17 protein-coding genes are annotated in these 19,299 nt (G+C 53.5%); 7 read left to right on the top strand and 10 right to left on the bottom strand.

Translation table 11 applies throughout. The annotated features are described in order from the left end of the window. Positions 1-8: 8 nt before the first annotated feature. Positions 9-1,406, bottom strand: coding sequence for an amidohydrolase family protein (locus ACR0I8_RS18070; protein ID WP_170337131.1), 1,398 nt, complete (start codon positions 1,404-1,406; stop codon positions 9-11). Between the two features lie 132 nt (positions 1,407-1,538). Here ACR0I8_RS18070 and ACR0I8_RS18065 point away from each other — a divergent pair, with 132 nt between their 5' ends. Continuing rightward, on the top strand, positions 1,539-2,546 hold the full coding sequence (locus ACR0I8_RS18065; protein ID WP_170689385.1) for an AraC family transcriptional regulator: 1,008 nt from the start codon (positions 1,539-1,541) through the stop codon (positions 2,544-2,546). 703 nt (positions 2,547-3,249) lie between these two features. Here ACR0I8_RS18065 and ACR0I8_RS18060 read toward each other — a convergent pair. Further along, entirely contained in the window at positions 3,250-3,666 is a 417-nt protein-coding gene (locus ACR0I8_RS18060; protein WP_170343053.1) for a MerR family transcriptional regulator, read from the bottom strand. Positions 3,667-3,739: 73 nt separating this feature from the next. On the opposite strand from ACR0I8_RS18060, the gene ACR0I8_RS18055 reads away from it, so the two are divergent. After that, positions 3,740-4,378: a cation efflux transmembrane domain-containing protein gene (locus ACR0I8_RS18055; protein ID WP_170343051.1), complete on the top strand. Its 639-nt coding sequence runs from the start codon at positions 3,740-3,742 to the stop codon at positions 4,376-4,378. Positions 4,379-4,446: 68 nt separating this feature from the next. Here the strand turns inward: ACR0I8_RS18055 and ACR0I8_RS18050 are convergent, their stop codons facing one another. The 5 genes from ACR0I8_RS18050 to ACR0I8_RS18030 form a co-directional block, all read right to left on the bottom strand. Beyond that, complete coding sequence (locus ACR0I8_RS18050; protein ID WP_170692020.1) at positions 4,447-5,154, bottom strand: IS6 family transposase; 708 nt, start codon at positions 5,152-5,154, stop codon at positions 4,447-4,449. Positions 5,155-5,248: 94 nt separating this feature from the next. Beyond that, positions 5,249-5,701, bottom strand: coding sequence for a GNAT family N-acetyltransferase (locus ACR0I8_RS18045; RefSeq protein ID WP_170353132.1), 453 nt, complete (start codon positions 5,699-5,701; stop codon positions 5,249-5,251). A 55-nt stretch (positions 5,702-5,756) separates the two neighbouring features. After that, a complete protein-coding gene (locus ACR0I8_RS18040) occupies positions 5,757-7,823 on the bottom strand; it encodes an oxidoreductase (protein WP_170352678.1) in 2,067 nt (688 codons plus the stop codon). A 75-nt stretch (positions 7,824-7,898) separates the two neighbouring features. Next, positions 7,899-8,567, bottom strand: a complete 669-nt coding sequence (locus ACR0I8_RS18035; protein ID WP_371809131.1) for a TetR/AcrR family transcriptional regulator — start codon at positions 8,565-8,567, stop codon at positions 7,899-7,901. Between the two features lie 172 nt (positions 8,568-8,739). Next, on the bottom strand, positions 8,740-9,069 hold the full coding sequence (locus ACR0I8_RS18030; RefSeq protein WP_170352676.1) for a DUF6614 family protein: 330 nt from the start codon (positions 9,067-9,069) through the stop codon (positions 8,740-8,742). A 77-nt stretch (positions 9,070-9,146) separates the two neighbouring features. On the opposite strand from ACR0I8_RS18030, the gene ACR0I8_RS18025 reads away from it, so the two are divergent. Further along, the gene (locus ACR0I8_RS18025) at positions 9,147-10,439 is read left to right on the top strand and encodes an NAD(P)/FAD-dependent oxidoreductase (protein WP_170352675.1); all 1,293 of its coding nucleotides are present in this window, start codon (positions 9,147-9,149) and stop codon (positions 10,437-10,439) included. A gap of 21 nt (positions 10,440-10,460) precedes the next feature. On the opposite strand, the gene ACR0I8_RS18020 is transcribed toward ACR0I8_RS18025, so the two are convergent. Continuing rightward, on the bottom strand, positions 10,461-11,813 hold the full coding sequence (locus ACR0I8_RS18020) for an MATE family efflux transporter (protein WP_170352674.1): 1,353 nt from the start codon (positions 11,811-11,813) through the stop codon (positions 10,461-10,463). Between the two features lie 27 nt (positions 11,814-11,840). After that, entirely contained in the window at positions 11,841-12,479 is a 639-nt protein-coding gene (locus tag ACR0I8_RS18015) for a TetR family transcriptional regulator C-terminal domain-containing protein (protein ID WP_170352673.1), read from the bottom strand. A 139-nt stretch (positions 12,480-12,618) separates the two neighbouring features. On the opposite strand from ACR0I8_RS18015, the gene ACR0I8_RS18010 reads away from it, so the two are divergent. The 4 genes from ACR0I8_RS18010 to ACR0I8_RS17995 are packed head-to-tail and all read left to right on the top strand — an operon-like array spanning position 12,619 to position 18,350. Further along, positions 12,619-14,256, top strand: a complete 1,638-nt coding sequence (locus ACR0I8_RS18010; RefSeq protein WP_170692018.1) for a phytoene desaturase family protein — start codon at positions 12,619-12,621, stop codon at positions 14,254-14,256. Further along, positions 14,253-15,785 (top strand): phytoene desaturase family protein, encoded by a 1,533-nt coding sequence (locus ACR0I8_RS18005; RefSeq protein WP_170352671.1) that lies wholly within the window; start codon positions 14,253-14,255, stop codon positions 15,783-15,785. Before ACR0I8_RS18010 ends, ACR0I8_RS18005 begins: the two co-directional genes overlap by 4 nt. Then, the gene (locus ACR0I8_RS18000; protein WP_170352670.1) at positions 15,782-16,957 is read left to right on the top strand and encodes an aminomethyl transferase family protein; all 1,176 of its coding nucleotides are present in this window, start codon (positions 15,782-15,784) and stop codon (positions 16,955-16,957) included. The genes ACR0I8_RS18005 and ACR0I8_RS18000 overlap by 4 nt, the downstream gene beginning before the upstream one ends. Positions 16,958-16,970: 13 nt before the next feature. Then, a complete protein-coding gene (locus ACR0I8_RS17995; protein WP_170692016.1) occupies positions 16,971-18,350 on the top strand; it encodes an aminotransferase in 1,380 nt (459 codons plus the stop codon). A gap of 33 nt (positions 18,351-18,383) precedes the next feature. On the opposite strand, the gene ACR0I8_RS17990 is transcribed toward ACR0I8_RS17995, so the two are convergent. Beyond that, the gene (locus ACR0I8_RS17990) at positions 18,384-19,163 is read right to left on the bottom strand and encodes a class I SAM-dependent methyltransferase (RefSeq protein ID WP_170485041.1); all 780 of its coding nucleotides are present in this window, start codon (positions 19,161-19,163) and stop codon (positions 18,384-18,386) included. Between the last annotated feature and the right edge of the window lie 136 nt (positions 19,164-19,299).

Genomic DNA, 19,299 nt, shown 5'->3' with positions numbered 1-19,299 from the left:
TTATCTGGTCAATCCAGTGTGTTTTTGTAGATCACACCGTCCTTCATGATCAGGCGGATTGTTTCCGGGCTGTCCGGCCTCGGGTCCGCACCGAACCACTGATCGCCTGTTCCAACGACAGAGAAGTCTTCGAGGGGGTTGCCGTCTATCAGCAGGATGTCGGCATAGGCGCCTTCTTCGATCACACCCAGTTTGCCTTCCGGATAGGGGTTCATGAAATCACCGCTAAGTGCCGCGATCTCGCCACCTACCGAAGTTAGGGTTACCATCGACGCATAGGGGCCGAAGAAATGGTTATTCAGATGTTTCTCGTAGGCGATCTGGATGTTGCACGCTTCGACCGAGCCGACGCAATCGGTTTGGAAACCGCGCGGCGCCGGGCATTCCTTCATACTTGGAATGTAGGCTTCGAAGGTCGCCGAGGCCGATTTGGCCTTCCTCAAACTGTTGGGGTTGTTTTTCACGGAAGGAACATCAAGTAGGCCTGGATCAAATGCTGTGATGTTCGTCGTGATGTACGCTCCTTTTTCTTTCATCAAAGCAGAAATCTCGCAGTCAAAGTGAAATCCGTGTTCAATGGTTCTGACCCCTGCATTCAGGGCATTGATGATCGCTTCTTTGCGGTAGGAATGTGCCATGACATAGGTGCCGTACTCGTTGGCAACCTGAACAGCGGCCTCGATCTCTTCTTTCGAACCGGCGAGCAACTGCCATGGATCGAATGCCGAAATCACCCCACCTGATTGCATGAACTTCAATTGCGTGGCACCCATGCGCAGGTTGTTGCGGCCATACATGTAAATTTCGTCAACACCGTTGACCTGTTGGGCCATATTCAGAGTCCCAAAGTTGGTCACCCCACCCGGCGGAGATGTGAAGGATGCGAAATCGGCGTGACCACCACGTGTTCCGAGAAATGCCCCGGAAGGATAAAAGCGGGGGCCGACGATCTGGCCGGCGTCAATTGCGCGCCGCAGCCCGCCGCCAGCGCCCCCGGCATCGCGAACGGTCGTGAAGCCCTGCATCAGGTACATTTCGGCCATCCGGGTCCCGTGGATGGCGAAATCCTCCCAGGTCGAGTTGGTTTCCATCTCGGCAATCGATGGCCCCATGAGCATCAGGTGCGCGTGATTCTCTATAAAGCCCGGTGTCAGAGTGCGCCCACCGCCGTCGATAACCGTCGCGCTCGGCGCATCAATGGCATCGGTTGAGACGGACTTGATCAGATTGCCCTCGACCAGAACACTGGCATTTTCAATGCGTTGCTCATTCACACCGTCGAAGACATGCACGTTGGTAAACAGCGTTTGGGGTTCTTCTTGATCCTGAGCCTGCGCGGTCGCCGAAAAAGAAAGAACTGCCGCGACAATTGCCGTCGAGCAAAGAGACATTCGTAAGCCGGACATAAGTACTCCCTTCATATTCATGTTTTGCCAACTATAGTCTGGAATTCATTGGCTCGGTTGCCCCTTTTGAATTAGGATGTACGAATGTGACTGCAAAAATGGCCACTTCTTAAAGCTAATCCAACAAGGGTTATGAGCTTGCCTTTCAACTCCACCTCCCGAGAGCATAGCGAGGGCTTTGTTCGCCTCTCTTTAGCCGCTCCCTTTCTGCAATATCTCACCGAACGTAAGATCAATCCGCAACCAGCATTGGATCAGGTCGGCTTGAAAGCTGAACTGATGACTAACCTATCCGTGTACGTTCACTCCGAGTTGGTTTACGGCTTGGTAAATGCTTTCTCAGAAGTATCAGGGGATCGATACCTAGGACTGAATGTAGGGGAAGCGTTTGACCTACAAGGATGGCCGCCCTTCGCTCAAGCCTTGCAATCTACAAAAACGCTGTTCGAGTTTTTTACCCGCTTTGTTGAGCTCGTGCCGCAGGAGTCCAATTCTGTGCGGCACAGCCTTGTCATTGAAGCAGACAAAGCGACTTATCGTATCGAGAGGCAACAGGAACCAACCGTCCCACCCATTCAGGTGACCGGTTTTGGTGCCGCAATCTATGTACGCCTATTGCAGACCGTCGTCGGAGATTCCTGGGACTCTTCCCGTGTGCGATGGGAAAGCAGATACATCAATGGGCTGCCTATCGACTACAAAGGGATCGAGGTTGGCCTTGGGACTGATCCCGGAATGCAAATTAGTTTTCCTGTGGAATGGTTGTTTTTGCACCACGTCTCTGAGGGTTCTGCCAAGCCCATAGCATCACTTCGACAAGATGAAGAAGTAACCGTGGTGGCAGCTTTGCGATCTGTCTTACGCGACAAACTGGATGAAACCGATTTGGGACCAGAGATGGTGGCTGGAATGCTGGGAATACAACCGGAACGGTTTCTGAAAGCGCTTCAAAAACAAGGCACAACGCTACCGCGCGAAATCAAACGGCTGCGTATCGATGTCGCCAAGGAGCACCTCAAACAAAACCAGATGACAATTGCAGAGATCGGACTGATGCTCGGCTATTCTGACAAGTCCCATTTCACTCGCTTTTTCCGAGGTCAGACCGGAATGACACCGACCAAGTTCCGAAGCAAGTAAATGTGGTCGAGCCAAATGAACGCTTCGAAGATTAGGTCCTCGTGGGATCAGTTCGGAGAAGTTGTAGTGCGACGTTGAACAGGTTAGTCGACGACATGAATGGTTGGTTGCCACCGCCGATACAACCTCTGCAACTGGCCGTTTCGTTGTGTATTTCGGAGTTAGCAAAGCTTGGTTGCGAAGGTCCGCTTCGGGCTGCAACCTGCCGGATGCGCCTGCAGCAGATCATCTGGTGGGCAATGACCGGTAGGGGCTCGAGGCAGACGTTCGCTCACCTACGCTCAATGACTGCATTGCGGACTTTCCCGCCGTTCGCCTTGCGCCCCTATACGGCCGCTATCTGCGCATTGCGGTCGTTGGTCGAGCACCGCACTTCGCAAGCGCAGCACGATCTCAGACCCTCGTGAACGGCCCAATCCTGACGTTCAGTACAGTGTCGCGATGCTGTGGTCGCAGCCCGCTTTCCAGACATTCGCTGCGCCCGCGAGTTAACTGACCTGCTCGAACTTACCCACTGCGGACAAAGCAGTCGCTACATTTATGGTCGGTCAAGGGTTTTTTGGGCTTAAGCTGTACCGTCGGAAATTAATCGGCTTTGGGCTACAACGCGCTCAGAGCGGTCGTTCGCTGCGTTCCGTCTGAATGACCGCTCTGCGGACGAAGCTGCCGATTATGATCACTTAATTGATGTCCGCTTTTGGGATCAGTGATCTTGATCACACAGGTCGTGGTCTGCAAGCGAAGCCAAGACATAACAGTCTTCTACTACGCCACGACCGTCGCATCCTTGAGCAATACGCTTCAGTTCATTCTCCAGCGCCTTTAGCCTTTTGATCTTCGCTCGCACTTCGGACAACTGACCTTCGGCAATCTTGGTGGCGGCTTCGCATGACCGGTCCGGATGATTTTGCAACTCGATCAGCGAAGAAATCGCTTCTATGGAGAAGCCAAGATCACGCGCATGACGGATGAAGCTCAGGCGTTCCAGACCCTCATTTGTGTAACGCCTCTGGTTGCCAGCTGTACGTTCCGGCTCTGCCAGCAGCCCCATTTCTTCGTAGTAGCGGATGGTCGGAACTTTGACTTTCGTGCGCTTTGAAAGCTCTCCGATGGAAAACATGAAAATACCTCTTGAACCTCTAGTCACTAGAGGCACTACACTATGATCAAGACAGATTCAAAAAGGCTTTCCAATGTCAGGATGTTGTGGGCATGACGCCAAGTTCGATGGCGTGTCAGATGATTACAAAAGGCGGCTATGGATCGTCATTGCGTTGAACGCGACGATGTTCGTAGTCGAGATGACCGCTGGTCACTACGCAAAGTCACAGGCGCTTCAGGCTGATGCTCTCGACTTCCTCGGCGACGCACTGACCTATGGTATCTCGCTCGCTGTGATCGGTGCCTCAGTTCGCGCCCGCACCAATGCAGCTTTGGCCAAAGGGGTGAGCTTGCTTTTGATGGGCCTTTGGGTATTCGGATCGACCGTATACCGCGTCTTCTATGTCGGCGTCCCTGAAGCTGAGATCATGGGCATAATCGGAGCTCTTGCACTGGCTACAAACCTTGCCAGTGTGTTGTTGCTTGTCAGCTACAAAGACGGCGATGCCAATGTCCGCTCTGTCTGGCTCTGTTCGCGGAACGATGCCATCGGCAATGTGGCCGTTATGTTTGCGGCCTTGGGCGTCTGGGGAACGGCAAGCGGTTGGCCAGATCTGATTGTCGCAGCGATCATGGCAACGCTGTTTCTTTCTTCTGCTTTCCAGATCGTGCGCCAAGCGCTCGCCGAGCGCCGGGAAGTTGGAGAACATCAGCATGCTTACCGGGGATGAAGACAACCTATCACGGGTGCTGTCAGACGAATTCGAACCAGTCTCAGTTTGCCGCGGAAACCGCGAACCTATCCGGAACAAAGCTGACGCCACTCGCTAAGAGCGGCGGCGCGGGTCAGCTTGAAGGTGTCTCGACTGGCTAGCGATCTTTCCTGGTTGAAGTGATTGTAGACGGAGGAATGGACGGAGGCGAATTTCTGTAGACTTCGCATGCGCCTGAAACGCTGCATCGCGCGTTCGCGTCGTCGAAACGGCAGGTGTGAATTCTCGGCGCGGTTGTTGAGCCACCTGCCCGTCTGTTGTTTTTCGAACGCGCCTATTTCTCTGAGCGCAGCCTTGTAGGAAGCGAAGCGATCTGTGACGACCTCCTTGGCGCAACCGTGCCGTTTCATCAATTTCTTGAGAAATTTCAGTGCTGCAGCTTTGTTTCGGTGTTTAGTGACGACGGCTTCCAGTACCTCGCCTTCGTGATCGACGGCCCGCCAGAGGTAGTGTCTCTTGCCATTCACCTTCACGAAAACCTCGTCCACGTGCCACTTCCATTTGGAGAACGCGCGCAACTGCTGAACACGCTTCCGTCTGATCTCAGCTGCAAACATTGGACCAAACCTGTTCCACCAATATCGGACGGTTTCGTGGCTCACGTCGATGCCTCGCTCGTGCAACAGATCTTCGACATTTCGAAGCGAGAGCGGGAAACGGATGTACAGCATCACCGCAAGGCGGATGACCTCGGGACTGGTTTTGAAGTACTTGAAAGAGGCAGGTTTGGTCATGGGCAAAAGCTACGCAACCGTCCTGCCTGCCTCAAGACAAGTTCTTCTGACAAGACCAGCGCTAAGACGAGTTTTTCTGGCAAGTCGCTACCAATTATTCATCTTTTTCATAAACTATAAATGGCGTTCTCTTAGCGACTTTGTCGTACAGAACTCGACCGGGATAATTAAATTCTTGAGTTGTCCAGTAGGTGGTCGGAACACCGTCCTGCTTGGCGATCTGGAAGACAGTTTCGATTAGAGCTCGACCAACACCTTTTCCTCTAACCTGCTGATCAGCGAAGAGATCCATCAAATAACAGGTATCCTCCACCGACCACATGAACCTATGGTAAAGGTAGTGCGCTAGTCCAACCGGTTTCCCTTCTAACTCAGCGATGAGGCAATTGTATTCACCTGCATCTGTTGACAACAATCTGTTGAACGAAACCTCGTAGACTTCTTCTGAGACAGAGGTCTCGTAGAAATCCAAGTATGCCGTCCATAAGCGCCGCCACTCTTCGTTGTCTTTCAATTCAAGCGGACGGATGATTAAGCCTTCCGGCATGGGTGATTTCTCCTGCGTTCCCTTGAGTGCGTACAACCGAGATCGTCCAGCGCAGTCAAATCGGCTGCTGCCGGACATCCAGACGATCATGTCTAAGTGGAATGTCCTCATCCACTGCTTCGTCCAATTCCTGCGCGTATCGATGGCCTGAATAAACCGCCGCCGCAATTATCGCCGGAGCGTCGCAATCTCCTATGCGACGAAGGCTGAACGGCAAATCCTCGGAACTCGCCCGCCCCAGTAATCCCCTGTAGAGACCATCATTTGGCTTCCGAGCAGTAACCATCACTATGTTGGCAACCGGAACATTCACATTTGGACCGCCATAGGCGCACTCCAACTCTGCGATTTCGCCATCAAATTGCTTAAGCGACTTTGACGGCAGGACCTCGACCCCTAAGCGAAGCAAATGCCTTCTGATGCGCCAACGTTCGGACGTATTTCTTGCCCAGTCAGAAACACTGTCAAACGGTGTGACCAGCGTGACGGCATGTCCCTGCGTTCTGATTTTTTCAGCAACAACACTGGCCATGTAGTAGCCATCACCATCAAAAACGAGCGTTGGTCCAATGGGAAGATTCCCATCCATGATGTCATCGGGAGTAAAGACCCGACCTAAGGCTGACCCTTTTGCGACCGGGGCGAAACGTTCTTCGTCAAAATGCTCTTTTCGCCAAGTCGCGCCGGTTGCGATCGCAACGTGGTCAGCATCGACGGCCAAGATATCGTCAACTGTCAGCGGGCTTTCACGGTAGATTTCAACGTTGGGCATCTCCATCAATTGCTGCTCGCGATAATCTTTGACGCGAATGTACTCGCTCATTCCAGGCAGAGCCGCTTCGCGCGAGACCCTGCCACCCAACTCACGAGTAGCTTCCGCCAATTGGACATCATACCCACGCACGCCAAGTGCCCGTGCCGCTTCCAGTCCGGCAGCGCCTGCCCCGACAATCAAGACGCGCGCATCTGAGGATTTCTTACGAATGATTTCAGGGTGCCAGCCTTTGCGCCACTCCTCTCCCATTGTTGGGTTCTGAGTGCATCGAATAGGTACCCCTATCGAGTCACTGGCGTAACAAACATTGCATCCGATACACTCGCGGATCGCGGACAAGCGTCCTTCTTCGATCTTCTTTGGAAGGTAAGGATCAGCGATTGAGGGGCGTGCAGCCCCAATGAAATCCGTAATCCCCCGCCTGACTTGCGAGACCATGGTATCAGGTGACGTGAAGCGACCAACGGTCACGACGGGCTTATCCGTCACGGACTTGACCCAATGCATATAGGGTTCAAGAGCAGCTTCTTTAGTAAAACGGGAGACACCCATCTCAACCGAGTAATCTGCGATGTTGATATCCCACAAATCCGGAAGATCGGAGAGCATCTCAAACATCTCTCGTCGCTCACCATAGATTGGCTGGCCATCCTCGCCGATCTCTTCGTCAGCCGAGAACCGAACGGCCACGGCGCACCGGTCGCCAACGGCGTCCTTGGTTTCCTGAATCAATTCTCGGGTGAGACGCACCCTATTTTCTAAGTTGCCACCATATTCGTCACCGCGCGTATTCACGCGCGGATGCAAAAAATTCGAGATCAGGTATCCGTGCGTTGCATAGACATAGACAACGTCAAATCCAGCGTCCCGTGCCCTCAATGCGGCCTTTCGATGCCAGCGGCGTAGATCCCGGATGTCCTGCTTGTCCATTGCACGGGTCTGAAAAGGGTGCCCTTTCGTATTGGGACGGCTGTCGACGTCCATGCTCGGCAACCGGGAAAACAAGTTGTTCGAGTTGGCGCCTCCGTACCAAAGCTCAGCACCTGCCAGGCTACCGTATTCGTGTACGGCATCGGTCATAAGGGTGTGCGCCCGAACATCACTTTCATCCCAAAGCGAAGCATAAGGATGCGGTAGGTCATCAGACGACGGGTGGATCGAGTTATACTCTGTGCATATGACGCCCCACCCCCCTTGCGCCTTCACTTTTCGCATTGCAGCAAGAGTACGCGGATATTGCCAACCCATACCTGTACAGTGCGGCACCTGATAGAACCGATTTGGCGCAGTAACTGGCCCGATTTGAACCGGTTCGAAAAGGATATCGTAGCGAGGGTCCCTATCCATTTTTTGATCCTTGGTTGGCTGCGCCATGCGCTGGCTGATCTTGTCTGGAGTGTCCGGTTTGAAAGCCGCTCTGTTTCAACCACCGTTTTTGAACGCGGGCATTCGAAAGTGATCTGGGTAGACCTTGGCAAGAAAGGCGGCAATGTGATCCCGGGCAACCGAACGTTGAAAGTTCTCGGGATAGGTCAAAAGCTCCAACCAGATTCCGTCGTACAGAGATTCCAGAATATTAACGACTTGCCTTGGCGGTATGTCCTTGTATCCACCGTCTTCAGCAATCTCTGAACACAGTCTCAGTGCTACGTCGTACCGCTCCTGATCGATGTCATTGATCAGACTGCGATAGACTTCGCGCCGTCCTGCCTCTCCAAAAAACGCAAACCAAACAGCTAGCTTTTTTGGCGTGCAAATCTGAGGGTAAAAGTGCGCATCGACGATCGCCAACAATTTTTCAGGCGCTGACAATCCTGCATTGTCAAAGGCTTCCAACCACTGTTCGTGGTGTTCCTTTGCTAGAAACAGCAACGTTTCTTCCAGCAAGTTCTGCTTACTTTTGAAGTGGAAGTTGACGATGCCCAATGACAAACCTGCAATCTCGGTCACTGTGGACATGGTCGTTCCACCAATCCCGTTTTCGGCAATCGAGTCGATTGTCGCATCGATGAGTTGTTGTCTCCTTACCTCCTTGGACTCGGTACGACGCCGTCCCTCAGGGTTTGTTTTTTCGATTGGCGATTGTCTCACCAAAATGCATCCCATCTACTAAGCACTTCTTTTGTCTTGCCTGCCCCCAACAGCCGTTCTCACTCAGCGTGTGGACTATTGACATCTAAGCGATAGATGCCATTGATTGAACGATCATTCAATGGAAAAGAGAAAATGATGTGAAAACATCCGGACGTACGCAATCGCAGATCTAGAGTTCCGACCAAAAAGTGAAAACCGGATCGTGCACCAAAGAAATAACTCTACGATGCAAAGCCCCCAAAGGCTCAACGCGGCCTTCAATGGCGGCCCAAGCCGCGTCTGCCTGCGATTGATCCCTGAACTCTACAACAGCCATAAGCGTATGGTTGCGCAGCTCGTCGGTATCGTAACCACTTGCGGGGATGCGCCTGCACAAAGGCGCACCCTCGGCGGCAAGGTCCGTCTTGATCAAGTGTTCGACAAACGCGTTCCACGCCTGCTCGAATGCATCGAGCTCGACGGTTGGTTTCAATTCGAATTGGTTCAAAAGTCTGGGCATTCGTCACATACTATCCGGCAAGTATCACGAGCCAAACCTACGTAGTTCCCCCCACAAGGCAAGCGCGAGGCCACTAGATGATCCGAAACGAAAACCCAGTCATTGCAAATAGCCTGTGGTCAGCAACAGCAGGCTATTCGTCAGAATGTCCACAATTGGTTGGCGAACAGCACTCTGACGTGACCGTGATTGGCGCCGGGTTTACCGGGCTTTCGGCAGCACTTCACCTGGCCGAGAAAGGCGTCAAAGCTGTTGTCATCGATGCGCATCATCCGGGCTGGGGAGCTTCTGGACGTAATGGCGGTCAAATCAATGTAGGCCTAAAGGACGGGCCGACGGGCATCAAAACCAAATTTGGTGACATCTGGGGAACCAGAATGATCCGAATGGCCGGTGACGCCGCCGATCTTGTGTTTGACTTAATAACTCGGCACGGGATTGAGTGCGACGCAAATCGTCCTGGCTGGCTGCGCGCGGCGCATAGTAAAAAAACACTCAGTGAACTACACAAACTAGCCGAGGATTGGGACAACCACGGCGGGGGTATGGTATCGCTTGATCAAAGCGAAATGCAGCGACTGACCGGGACCGAAGCTTACCTTGGCGGCGTTCTGGATCGCCGCGGCGGTGTTTTGCACCCGTTAAACTATGCACTTGGGCTGGCCGAAGCAGGTCGCCGCAATGGCGTGCAAATTTTCGGTGGAACGCCTGCCAAGCAGATTTTGTCAGAGGCCGGTCGCTTTCGGATTGAAACTCCCAAAGGAGCGGTTATCTCAGAAAAAGTGCTGATCTGTACGAACGCCTATTCTGGAGATCTGCATCCGCGCTTGGCTAAATCCGTTTTGCCCGTTCGCTCGGTCCAAGTCGCTACGGCGCCCCTGTCCGACAATGTCCGCCAGTCAATTCTGCCAGAAGGCAACGCTTTGTCGGACGCACGACGCCTGCTTCTGTACTTCAGGCAAGACGCGGAAGGTCGCTTTCTGATGGGAGGACGCGGCACATACAACGACAATTCCACTCTCGAACAAATTGAGCGGTTGAAACGCATTTCTGTTGAACTTTTCCCCCAGTTATCTGGAGTTCAGTGGGAATACGAGTGGGGCGGCTTTGTTGCATTGACGAGAGATCACTATCCACATCTGCATGAGCTCACACCGGGGATTATGACAGGTTTGGGATATAATGGGCGCGGCGTTGCTATAGCTACTACAATGGGGCGCGTCCTCGCTAAATGGGCGAGTGGAACCAAATCAGACGAGTTGGAATTTCCGGTCACCCCCCTCAGACCACTGCCTTTCTCCTTTGCGAAAGAGACTCTGGTCGAAGCGGAAATCCTGCGCCTGAAACTCTTAGACAAGTTGGGCCTTTAGAAGGCCAGCAAACAGCGCCGCTTAGCGGTTTTGGGAGAAGAAGCGATAGGTCAACGCGATAGCCGCCAAAGAGAGACCTGAGCCGTATCCGATCCAAACTCCGTTGGGACCGAACCCAAGCCAAAAGCCCAGCGCATATCCAAGCGGCAATGCAAAGAGCCAATATGCAATCAGGGTAATCGCAACAGGAACGTGATTGTCCATCATGCCCCGAAAAGCGCCCAGCATTGTCCCCTGCACGCCATCTGCGATCTGCATTGCAGCAATCACAAGGAACATCGATATCGCGAGAGAAACAACTTTTGGATCATCTGAGAGGCTATTGGCCAAAGGAGCGCGGCCAATCAAAATACCAGTAACGACAACGGCCATCCAACTAACGATGACCAACAGCGATGCCAATACTATCGGCTTCAGCCTTTCTTTTTCATTGGCGCCAATGGCCTGAGCTACACGTATCGAAATTGCAATCGAAACGCCCAAGGGCACCATGTAAACTACGTCGCTGACCGCAGAAACGATTTGATGCGCGGCGAGCGCAGCGGCGCTGAACCAACCAAGCATAAGGCCGGCAACTGCGTAAGCGGCCCCCTCCCCCAGATAACCAACGGAGATAATGAATCCTTCTTTGAGCTGCGCTTTGACCTCGGATCTGTCGAAACTCGCGGCCCTCAGAAGGCCTCTCTTTCTTTTCCATACTCGTATGATCACGAGCGCCATGATCAACGGCACTATCTGAGACAACAGACTTGCAATCCCGGCGCCAACAAGACCCAGACCTGGCCAGCCACCAACTCCGTGGATCAAAACATAGTTTGAAGGGATGTTGAAACCGACCGCAAGAAACGCAAGACCAACCCCAATCCACGGACGGTTCATGGCGTCAAAGAGAGCCTTAAGCGTGTAGAAAACCGTGAAGGGCACCAAAAGAAGGCTCATCGCAATCCAATACCCGCCAATTAGACTGACCACTTCAGGCGGCTGCCCAATCCAAGAAAGAGCAGGCTTAAGGCAGATCATTGCAACAGCGCCAACTGACCCCACGACTAGGGAAACAAAAACCCCGGCGTTTGTTGCTGCTGCCAACCCTTGGTCACTTGTTTTCCCAAAAGCTTCGGCCATACGCACACCAATTGCGGACACAAAGCCGTAGAGCGCTGAATAGAAAATGATCAGCACCGAGGCCGTAATTGAGACCGCCGCCAGAGGAAGTGTGCCCAACGGGGCCACCATCACTGTGTCAACGACGCCAATCAAAGCAGCAGCAGCAAGAGAAATGACTATCGGAAAGGCAAGCCGCGCAAGGTAACGCGCCTCTTTTAAGATGGCGCCCCAGGATGGCCGAGGCCGCTGCGATATCCGAACTCGCGTCATATTGTGGGGCCTTTCAGTCGAAATTGACTAAGCCGTATCTCCAAGTAATTCTGGAACCAAACGAACAAGGCATCCCCAGGCAGCTTGCTCCGCCTGCTTTCGGCTCAGGCCTTCCGGAGCTAGATGCAATCGTTGCCAATAGCCATCCGTTAATGTCTCCATCCATTCAGCCATTTGATCTGCTGATATAGCGTCGTCTGCTGAGAGCAGTTCATTCCAGATCAATCTCAAAGTCTCTCTTCGACGTGTCTCAAAATGCTCGGCAACTTCGTCATACTGCAGCTGAAATCGAAGCTCGCCCCAAAATGCATACCAAAGGGGCAAGACATCGGGACCACAGGCATCCGGGTGGAAGTCAGCTTTTATCAAAGCCCTTATCTTTTCGGCGGGCTTGTCCCCTGCTCGCTCTAAAGAAGCTGTCCAGTGCTTTTCGTAACGCTGGTAAAGGTCGCGCAATGTTTCTGTCAGAAGACCTAGTTTTGACTTGAAGTAAAACGCCGCGACACCCTGAGAAAGCTCAGCCTCAGACGCCACCGTTGCAAGCGTCGTTTTTGCCAACCCGTGCGTCAATATAGAGCGGCAAGCCGCGTCCAGCAGCTGCCGGCGACGACGATCTGCGTTCTCCTTCCGCTCTTTGCGAGGACGTTTCCGCTCAACTTCGACCAATTGCCGCTCCTCCTACGAATGCAGCCATCTACAGCGCGCAAAAAAGATGCGTCAATAGCTTGAAGTTTATTTGAGCGCTCAAATAAACTTTACGAACGCGCACCCGATCTGTAAACGGAAGAGAAAGGGATGGAGCAATTTGACAGTTGATAACAGATACGATGTGATTGTGGCTGGCGCTGGTCACAACGGATTAACCGCCGCAGCCTATTTGGCGCGCGCTGGCATGCGTGTTTTGGTGGTCGAAAAGAACGACTGGATTGGTGGCGCGGCAGTCAGCCGGTCGCTACACGAGGGTTGGACATACTCCAACTGCTCGTACGTTTGCTCTCTTCTGCGGCGCGAGATTGCCAGGGACCTCGAGCTTCCGAAATACGGACTTCAGGTTATTCCGTATGAAGGCGGCGCGAGCTTCACACGCGATGGGGATTACTTCGCCTACTATTCCGATCACAACGCACTGAAGCGTGAGATGGCACGTCATTCTGAAAAAGATGCCGACGCCTATCGCCGCTATTCGCAAGCCATTATGCGGCAATGCCGTTTTATCCGTCCCTTTCTACTTCGGGACGCACCGGACCCCGCTTCTCTCCATCCGCGCGATCTCGGCGAACTGGCATACCTCGTAAAAAAAGCACATGGTCTGGGCAGTCGGGAGCTTGGTGAAACGCTGAAGTTCTGGACAATGTCCATTGGTGACTTCTTGGATGAACATTTCGAAAACGACCTGATTAAGGCCCATTTGGCAGGCTCAGGTATTATCGGAACCGGCCTCGGGGTGTATTCGCCCGGAACAGCCTACGTTCTGCTGCACCACTACATGGGTGACATTGATGGCGGCATCGGTGCCTGGGGTTTCGCGCGCGGTGGGATGGGCGCGATTTCGAATGCGATTGCTGCCTCATTCAAAGAGCACGGGGGTACGATTCACACAGGTTCAGGGGTTGAGAAAATCCTCAGCAAAGATGGACGCGTTGAAGGTGTAGCTCTCGAGGACGGCAAGGTTTTTTATGCCCCTGTCGTTGCCTCCAATATGGATATCAAACGCACTGTTCTGCACCATATTGACGCGGCCGAGTTGCCGGATGACTTCACCAAGGCGGTGCGGAACTTCAAAATTCGCGGATCTTCGGCGAAACTCAACATCGCACTTGATCGCTTTCCAAATTTCCCTGCAGCACCCGAGCACACCAGCTTCCTCAGGGGTGATTTGCATGTGTCGCAGAGCCTCCTTGAACTTGAAAAGGCTTACGATGATTGGAAAGTCGGGCGCTGGTCGGAAAAGCCTTATATTGACATGCTCATCCCTAGCCAGATTGATCCGACTATGGCGCCGACAGGTGCCCACATGATGACGGTTTTCGTCCAATATGCGCCTTATGACCTAGAAGTCGACGGCGTTAAATCGGCCGAGAATTGGGACGAAAAGCAGCGCAACGCGATGGCAGAAAGTGTACTCGACCAGATGTCTGTGGCGTGTCCCGACATTCGCGAGCGCGTTGTTCATATGGAAGTTCGCTCACCATTGGAAATTGAGCGCGAGGTCGGTCTGACAGAGGGCAACATTTTCCAAGGCGAACTGACTTTTGATCAGCTTTTCTTCAATCGGCCCGTCCCGGGTTGGTCGCAGTACAATTTACCTATCAAGGGGCTTTATTTGTGCGGGTCGTCCGCCCATCCCGGCGGAGGGGTTATGGGGGCCCCAGGTGCAAACGCTGCCCGCGCTATTCTCAGAAAAGAAACACGGCATGGCCGAATGAAGGGGTATGCCGCATGAGCCAATTTGATGCGATTGTCGTTGGCGGCGGTGTAAACGGCCTGATTGCCGGAACACTCCTTGGTCGACGCGGCAAGAATGTCTGTATCATTGAGAAATCCGACAGGTTCGGCGGCATGGCGTCTTATTCTGTGGACGGCGGTCCGACCCTTGCACATTCGCTATACAACCTGAGCCCGCGGGCATTGGGTGACATCGGCATAGGTATTCAACACCCTGTCCTGTCCAGCAAACCCGTCTCCACGGTCTCTCTGTCTGAGGATGGGCGGCACATCGTCTTCAAGAACGACGGCGTGTATTGGAGCGACGGGACAAAACACCGGGAATCAGATGCCTGGTCTGATCTGACACGCCAGCTGATTACATATGGAGACCTTTTGCGCCAACTCGCCGAGGCTCCACCTCCCGGGGGGCAAAAGGCCATCCTTTCCCGGGGTGCGCTCAACGAGTTCTTGCGCCTGGCGAAACTGGGCATAGACCTGAAAAAGCTGGGCAAATCTGAAATGCGGCGTTTCCTGCAGGTCGTCTTATCTAATGTCCACGACATTATCCTAGATGACCTGTCGGAAGGACCGGTGGCTGGAATGCTTGCTGCTGATGCAATCTGGGGGACAGCCACTGGTCCAAGATCTCCGGGCACTGTGTTCAATCTGATCTATCGTTTGGGTCACGGAGGGACCATCACTCAACCAGCAGGCGGGATGTGCGCGTTAACCGATTTGATGGTGGAAGCTGCGCAAAAGGCAGGTTGCCTGCTGATGCCGGACACTGAAGTATCCCGCATTCTGTTGGACAACGATGCAGTCTCCGGAGTGGAAACCACCGATGGACGAACCATTGCCGCGCCTAATGTGCTCAGCAGCCTTGCCCCGAAACTAACAAGCCGAATGACCGGTCCCTCTGCCTTTGACATCGAAACGATGCGGCGAGTGCGAAATATACGGGCGCGTGGAACAACGGCTAAGGTCAATCTACGGCTCAAGGATAGCTCCGCCCTGCCCAGCCTGAGTGACGAATTGGCACACGAACGTCTGATCTATGCTCCTTCTGTGGAATACGTCGAAGCTGCGTTCAATCCGGCTAAGTATGGTCAAATGTCCAAAGCACCTGTGATTGAAGCTTTCAAAATGCAGACAGCCGACGGGGCAAGCTGGCTGTCAACCATAGTGCAATATGCGCCATCTGACCTTGAAGGCGGCTGGACTGAGACTGCAAAGGAACAGCTTGCGGAAATTGCAGTCGAAACTCTTAGCCGCGCCCTGCCCGGCTTGGGTGATCAAATTGCAGGTAAGCAGGTCATAACACCGGATAAAATCGAAAGCGCAACCGGAGCGCCCGGCGGGCACTGGCACCATGCAGAAATGTCTTTGGACCAGCTCCTGACACTTCGGCCCACGAACGGGATGTCCAGATACTCCATGGGGCCGAAAGGGCTGTTCCAATGCGGTGCAGCAACGCATCCCGGTGGCGACGTCATGGGCCTCGCTGGTCGCAATGCGGCCCTGGCGGCGCTGGAGGCTCTGCCATGAGCATCTTTACCGATCCAAAACTCGGTTTGATACCCGGGCCATTTCACAAAAAACTCGAAGAGCAAAATCGCGCACAAAATTGGTACGATTGGGCCGGTTATGCTGGCCCGGGTGTGCTGGACAGTGTCGAGTTCGAGTACTTCGCGCTGCGAAATCAGGCCTCTTTGTTTGATATCTCACCAATGCACAAGTACCGATTGACCGGGCCGGACACGACCGCGATGCTCAATCGCCTCGTGACACGGGACGTCCGAAAAATCAGCGTTGGTCGCGTGGGGTACGCGGTCTGGTGTGATGAAGAGGGTATGATCATCGATGACGGGACTCTTTTCCATCTTGGCGACAACGATTGGCGCCTTTGTTGTCAGGAACAAATGCTGACATGGCTACTCGACGCTGCATGGGGTTTTGACGTTTCAGTCGTCGACGAAACTCACAGTGTTGCTGGACTTTCGCTGCAAGGGCCGACCTCTTATGCAGTTTTGGAAGCCGCTGGTTTAGATGTCAGCAAGCTGAAGCCATTCGATCTCGCTCAAATTGAACACAGTCTCATGATCTCGCGGACGGGTTTTACTGGTGACTTAGGTTACGAGCTCTGGTGCGACTGGGACAAGGCAGAAGCGCTTTGGGACAGAATTTGGAAAGGCGGCACACATCAGGGACTGCGCGCCATTGGATACGAAGCTGTAAACTTGGCCCGCATCGAAGCCGGTTTTCTGACCGCAGGTGTGGATTTTCAACCGGTTCATGCGACCGAACGGTTGCACCGAGGCCAAACACCCTTCGAACTTGGTCTGGGTCGGCTAGTCGATTTCAACAAAGGACATTTCAATGGCCGGCGAGAGCTGCTGTCCAAGCGAGAGAATCCAAGAAGCCTCCTCCTACGTTTCGATGTCGAAGGATTCAAACCCTCGGAAGGGTCGTTGATCTACAATCGACGCAAAAAAGAAGTTGGGCACATAACATCCGGGATATGGTCGCCGACCGCCAAGCGCAGCATTGCGTTGGCCCATGTCCGTATGCCGGATGCTGGCCGGTCATCTGGCTTAAAGGCCGAGATTTACACTCTGCAAGAAGGCAAATGGCGCACCAGGATGGCGCGCCTCACTCCTGTCACCAAAGCCTTTTTCGCACCGCCCCGCGCACGAGCTACGCCACCGGCCCGCACCTAAAGGAGAAGCAGACGTGAACACCCTGGGTAATACACCAACCGACGGCGACCTTGTCGCTTGGGATCGCGACCATCACCTACATCCTTGGGCCGGAACCAACGGCTTAGGGTCTGACGAGTACATGCGGGTAAATACAGCGGATGGTATCTACCTTTGGGATGCTGCCGGGAAGCGATATATCGATGGCCCTGGCGGAATGTGGTGCACACAGATCGGATATGGGCGTCAAGAGATGGCTGATACCATTTCCCAACAGGTTGTGAAGATGCCCTACGCGTCGCCGTGGTCGTTTACGACCGAACCCGCGGCAGTTTTGGCGCGAATGATCGCCGAACGTACACCAGGCGATCTGAACACGGTGCACTTCACGACCGGTGGGTCTACGGCCGTTGACACCGCACTGCGGACCGCACTTTTCATGAACAAACGGCTTGGCCGACCGGAGAAGAGGATCGTGATCGGCCGGGAAAAAGGCTACCACGGCTCAACCTTTCTCGCCGCGACTGTCACTGGAAAAGAACGTTTCGAAACGAGCTTTGAGAAAGCTCAGGATCTGGTGCGTTTTCTGCCCGACGTGAATCCCTACCACCGGCCAGAGGGCATGAGTGTTGATGCCTGGTGCGACGCCAAAGTTGCGGACCTTGAGAACCTGATTGCTGACGTCGGCGCCAACCGTATTGCCGCCTTTATCGCGGAACCGATCCTATGTTCCGGTGGCGTGATCGTTCCACCTCCGGGTTATCACAAGCGCACGCTCGAAATTTGCCGGGCAAACGACATTCTGTACATTTCGGATGAAGTCGTAACCGGCTTTGGCAGGCTGGGCCATTGGTTCGCCTCAGAAGAGGTCTTTGGCATCGTCCCTGACATTATCACCTGCGCAAAAGGTTTAACCTCGGGCTATCTGCCGCTAGGTGCCTGCGTAATCTCGGACGCAGTAGTGAAACGCATTTCAGACGCACCGGGAGAGGATGTTTTCTACAACGGCTACACATACTCCGGGCACCCTGTGAGCTGCGCGGCTGCCATTAAAAATATTGAAATCATGGAGCGCGAGGACATCCTAGGACACGTTCAACGCGTCACACCGCATTTCCAGGACCGCCTAAATCAAATAAAGGAAAAGTTTCCGATAGTTGGGGATGTGCGCGGTGACGGGCTCCTCGGGTGCATAGAATGTCGCCCTGAATTGAACGTCGAGAGTTATGAAGCGCATGTGAAGTTTGGACAGAAACTGGACGATGCGTGCGAGGAGATGGGACTCCTGTTGCGACCATTTGGAAACATGGCCGTGTTCTCGCCCCCTCTGATCATAACTCCGTCGCAGATAGATGAAATGTTCGACATCATGGAAGCTGGTATGGCGCAGGTCAGCAAGGACTACGACGCATAACGGTCATCGCGCCCATTCAAAGTTCCAGTCAGATCAGGCAGGTTTCCGACCACGGATGTGATGCGGGCAATGCTCTCCGGTTTTCAACACTGGCTGCATAGCGTCCCAGATCTCGATCTGATGTTCGATAAACTCCGCACCATGCCGAGCTTCCCAGTCGGCTCGGTTTGGCCCGGTCAATTCCTCAAGCTCAGCAGCTGATACCTGAGCATACCAAGGGTTGCGGTTGACTAACTCTACGTCCTCAAAGCCAGCCAGCTCCATCGCAGCGCGGTACTTAGAGGGCGACGCCATCTGAAACTCTAAGGCTTCCATCTTTACGTAGTGCGCCATTTCTGGTGACATCTCACCATCATGATTGGTCAGCCAGTCAGAAGCAGCGAAATGACCGCCTGGTTTGAGCACACGAAAAGCTTCCGCAGCCATCGTTACTTTGTCGGGGATATGGATTATCGAGTCTTTCGAAAACACTACGTCAAAAGCACCATCTTCGAATGGCATTGGACCTGGAGTGACCCGTATGATTTCGACCTTCTCCTCCAAGCCTGCCTGCTTAGCTCGCTCTCTCGCAGCCGCGCAAACTGGGGCCTCTACATCAATCCCCGTAACTCTAGCGGCGCCGAACTCCCGTGCCATCAACACTGCAATGGCCCCAGATCCGCATCCGATATCAAGGATATGCTTATCTTTCAGATCAATCCCTTTAACAACACGCGCAACTTCTTCAGGGCCTCCCGGTGAAAGAAACCCCTCTCCCCAGAGCTCTTCCAGAAAGCTGATTGCCTGTTGGTCATATAGGATCTCGTCTGACATAGGATTCCCCCGCATCTGATTGTCAGTCAGTCACTGCAGTGAAACCTTTTATCTCATCTCAGACAAGCTTTATCGCGAAATCGCAGGTCATAGATTCAGCTATAATTGAATGATCATTCAGTCAGTAGACAGCAAG

This window comes from Ruegeria sp. BG9 (assembly GCF_056538305.1).
The sequence above is the reverse complement of the archived record's forward strand: the minus strand, read 5'-3'. Positions and strand labels throughout refer to the sequence as shown.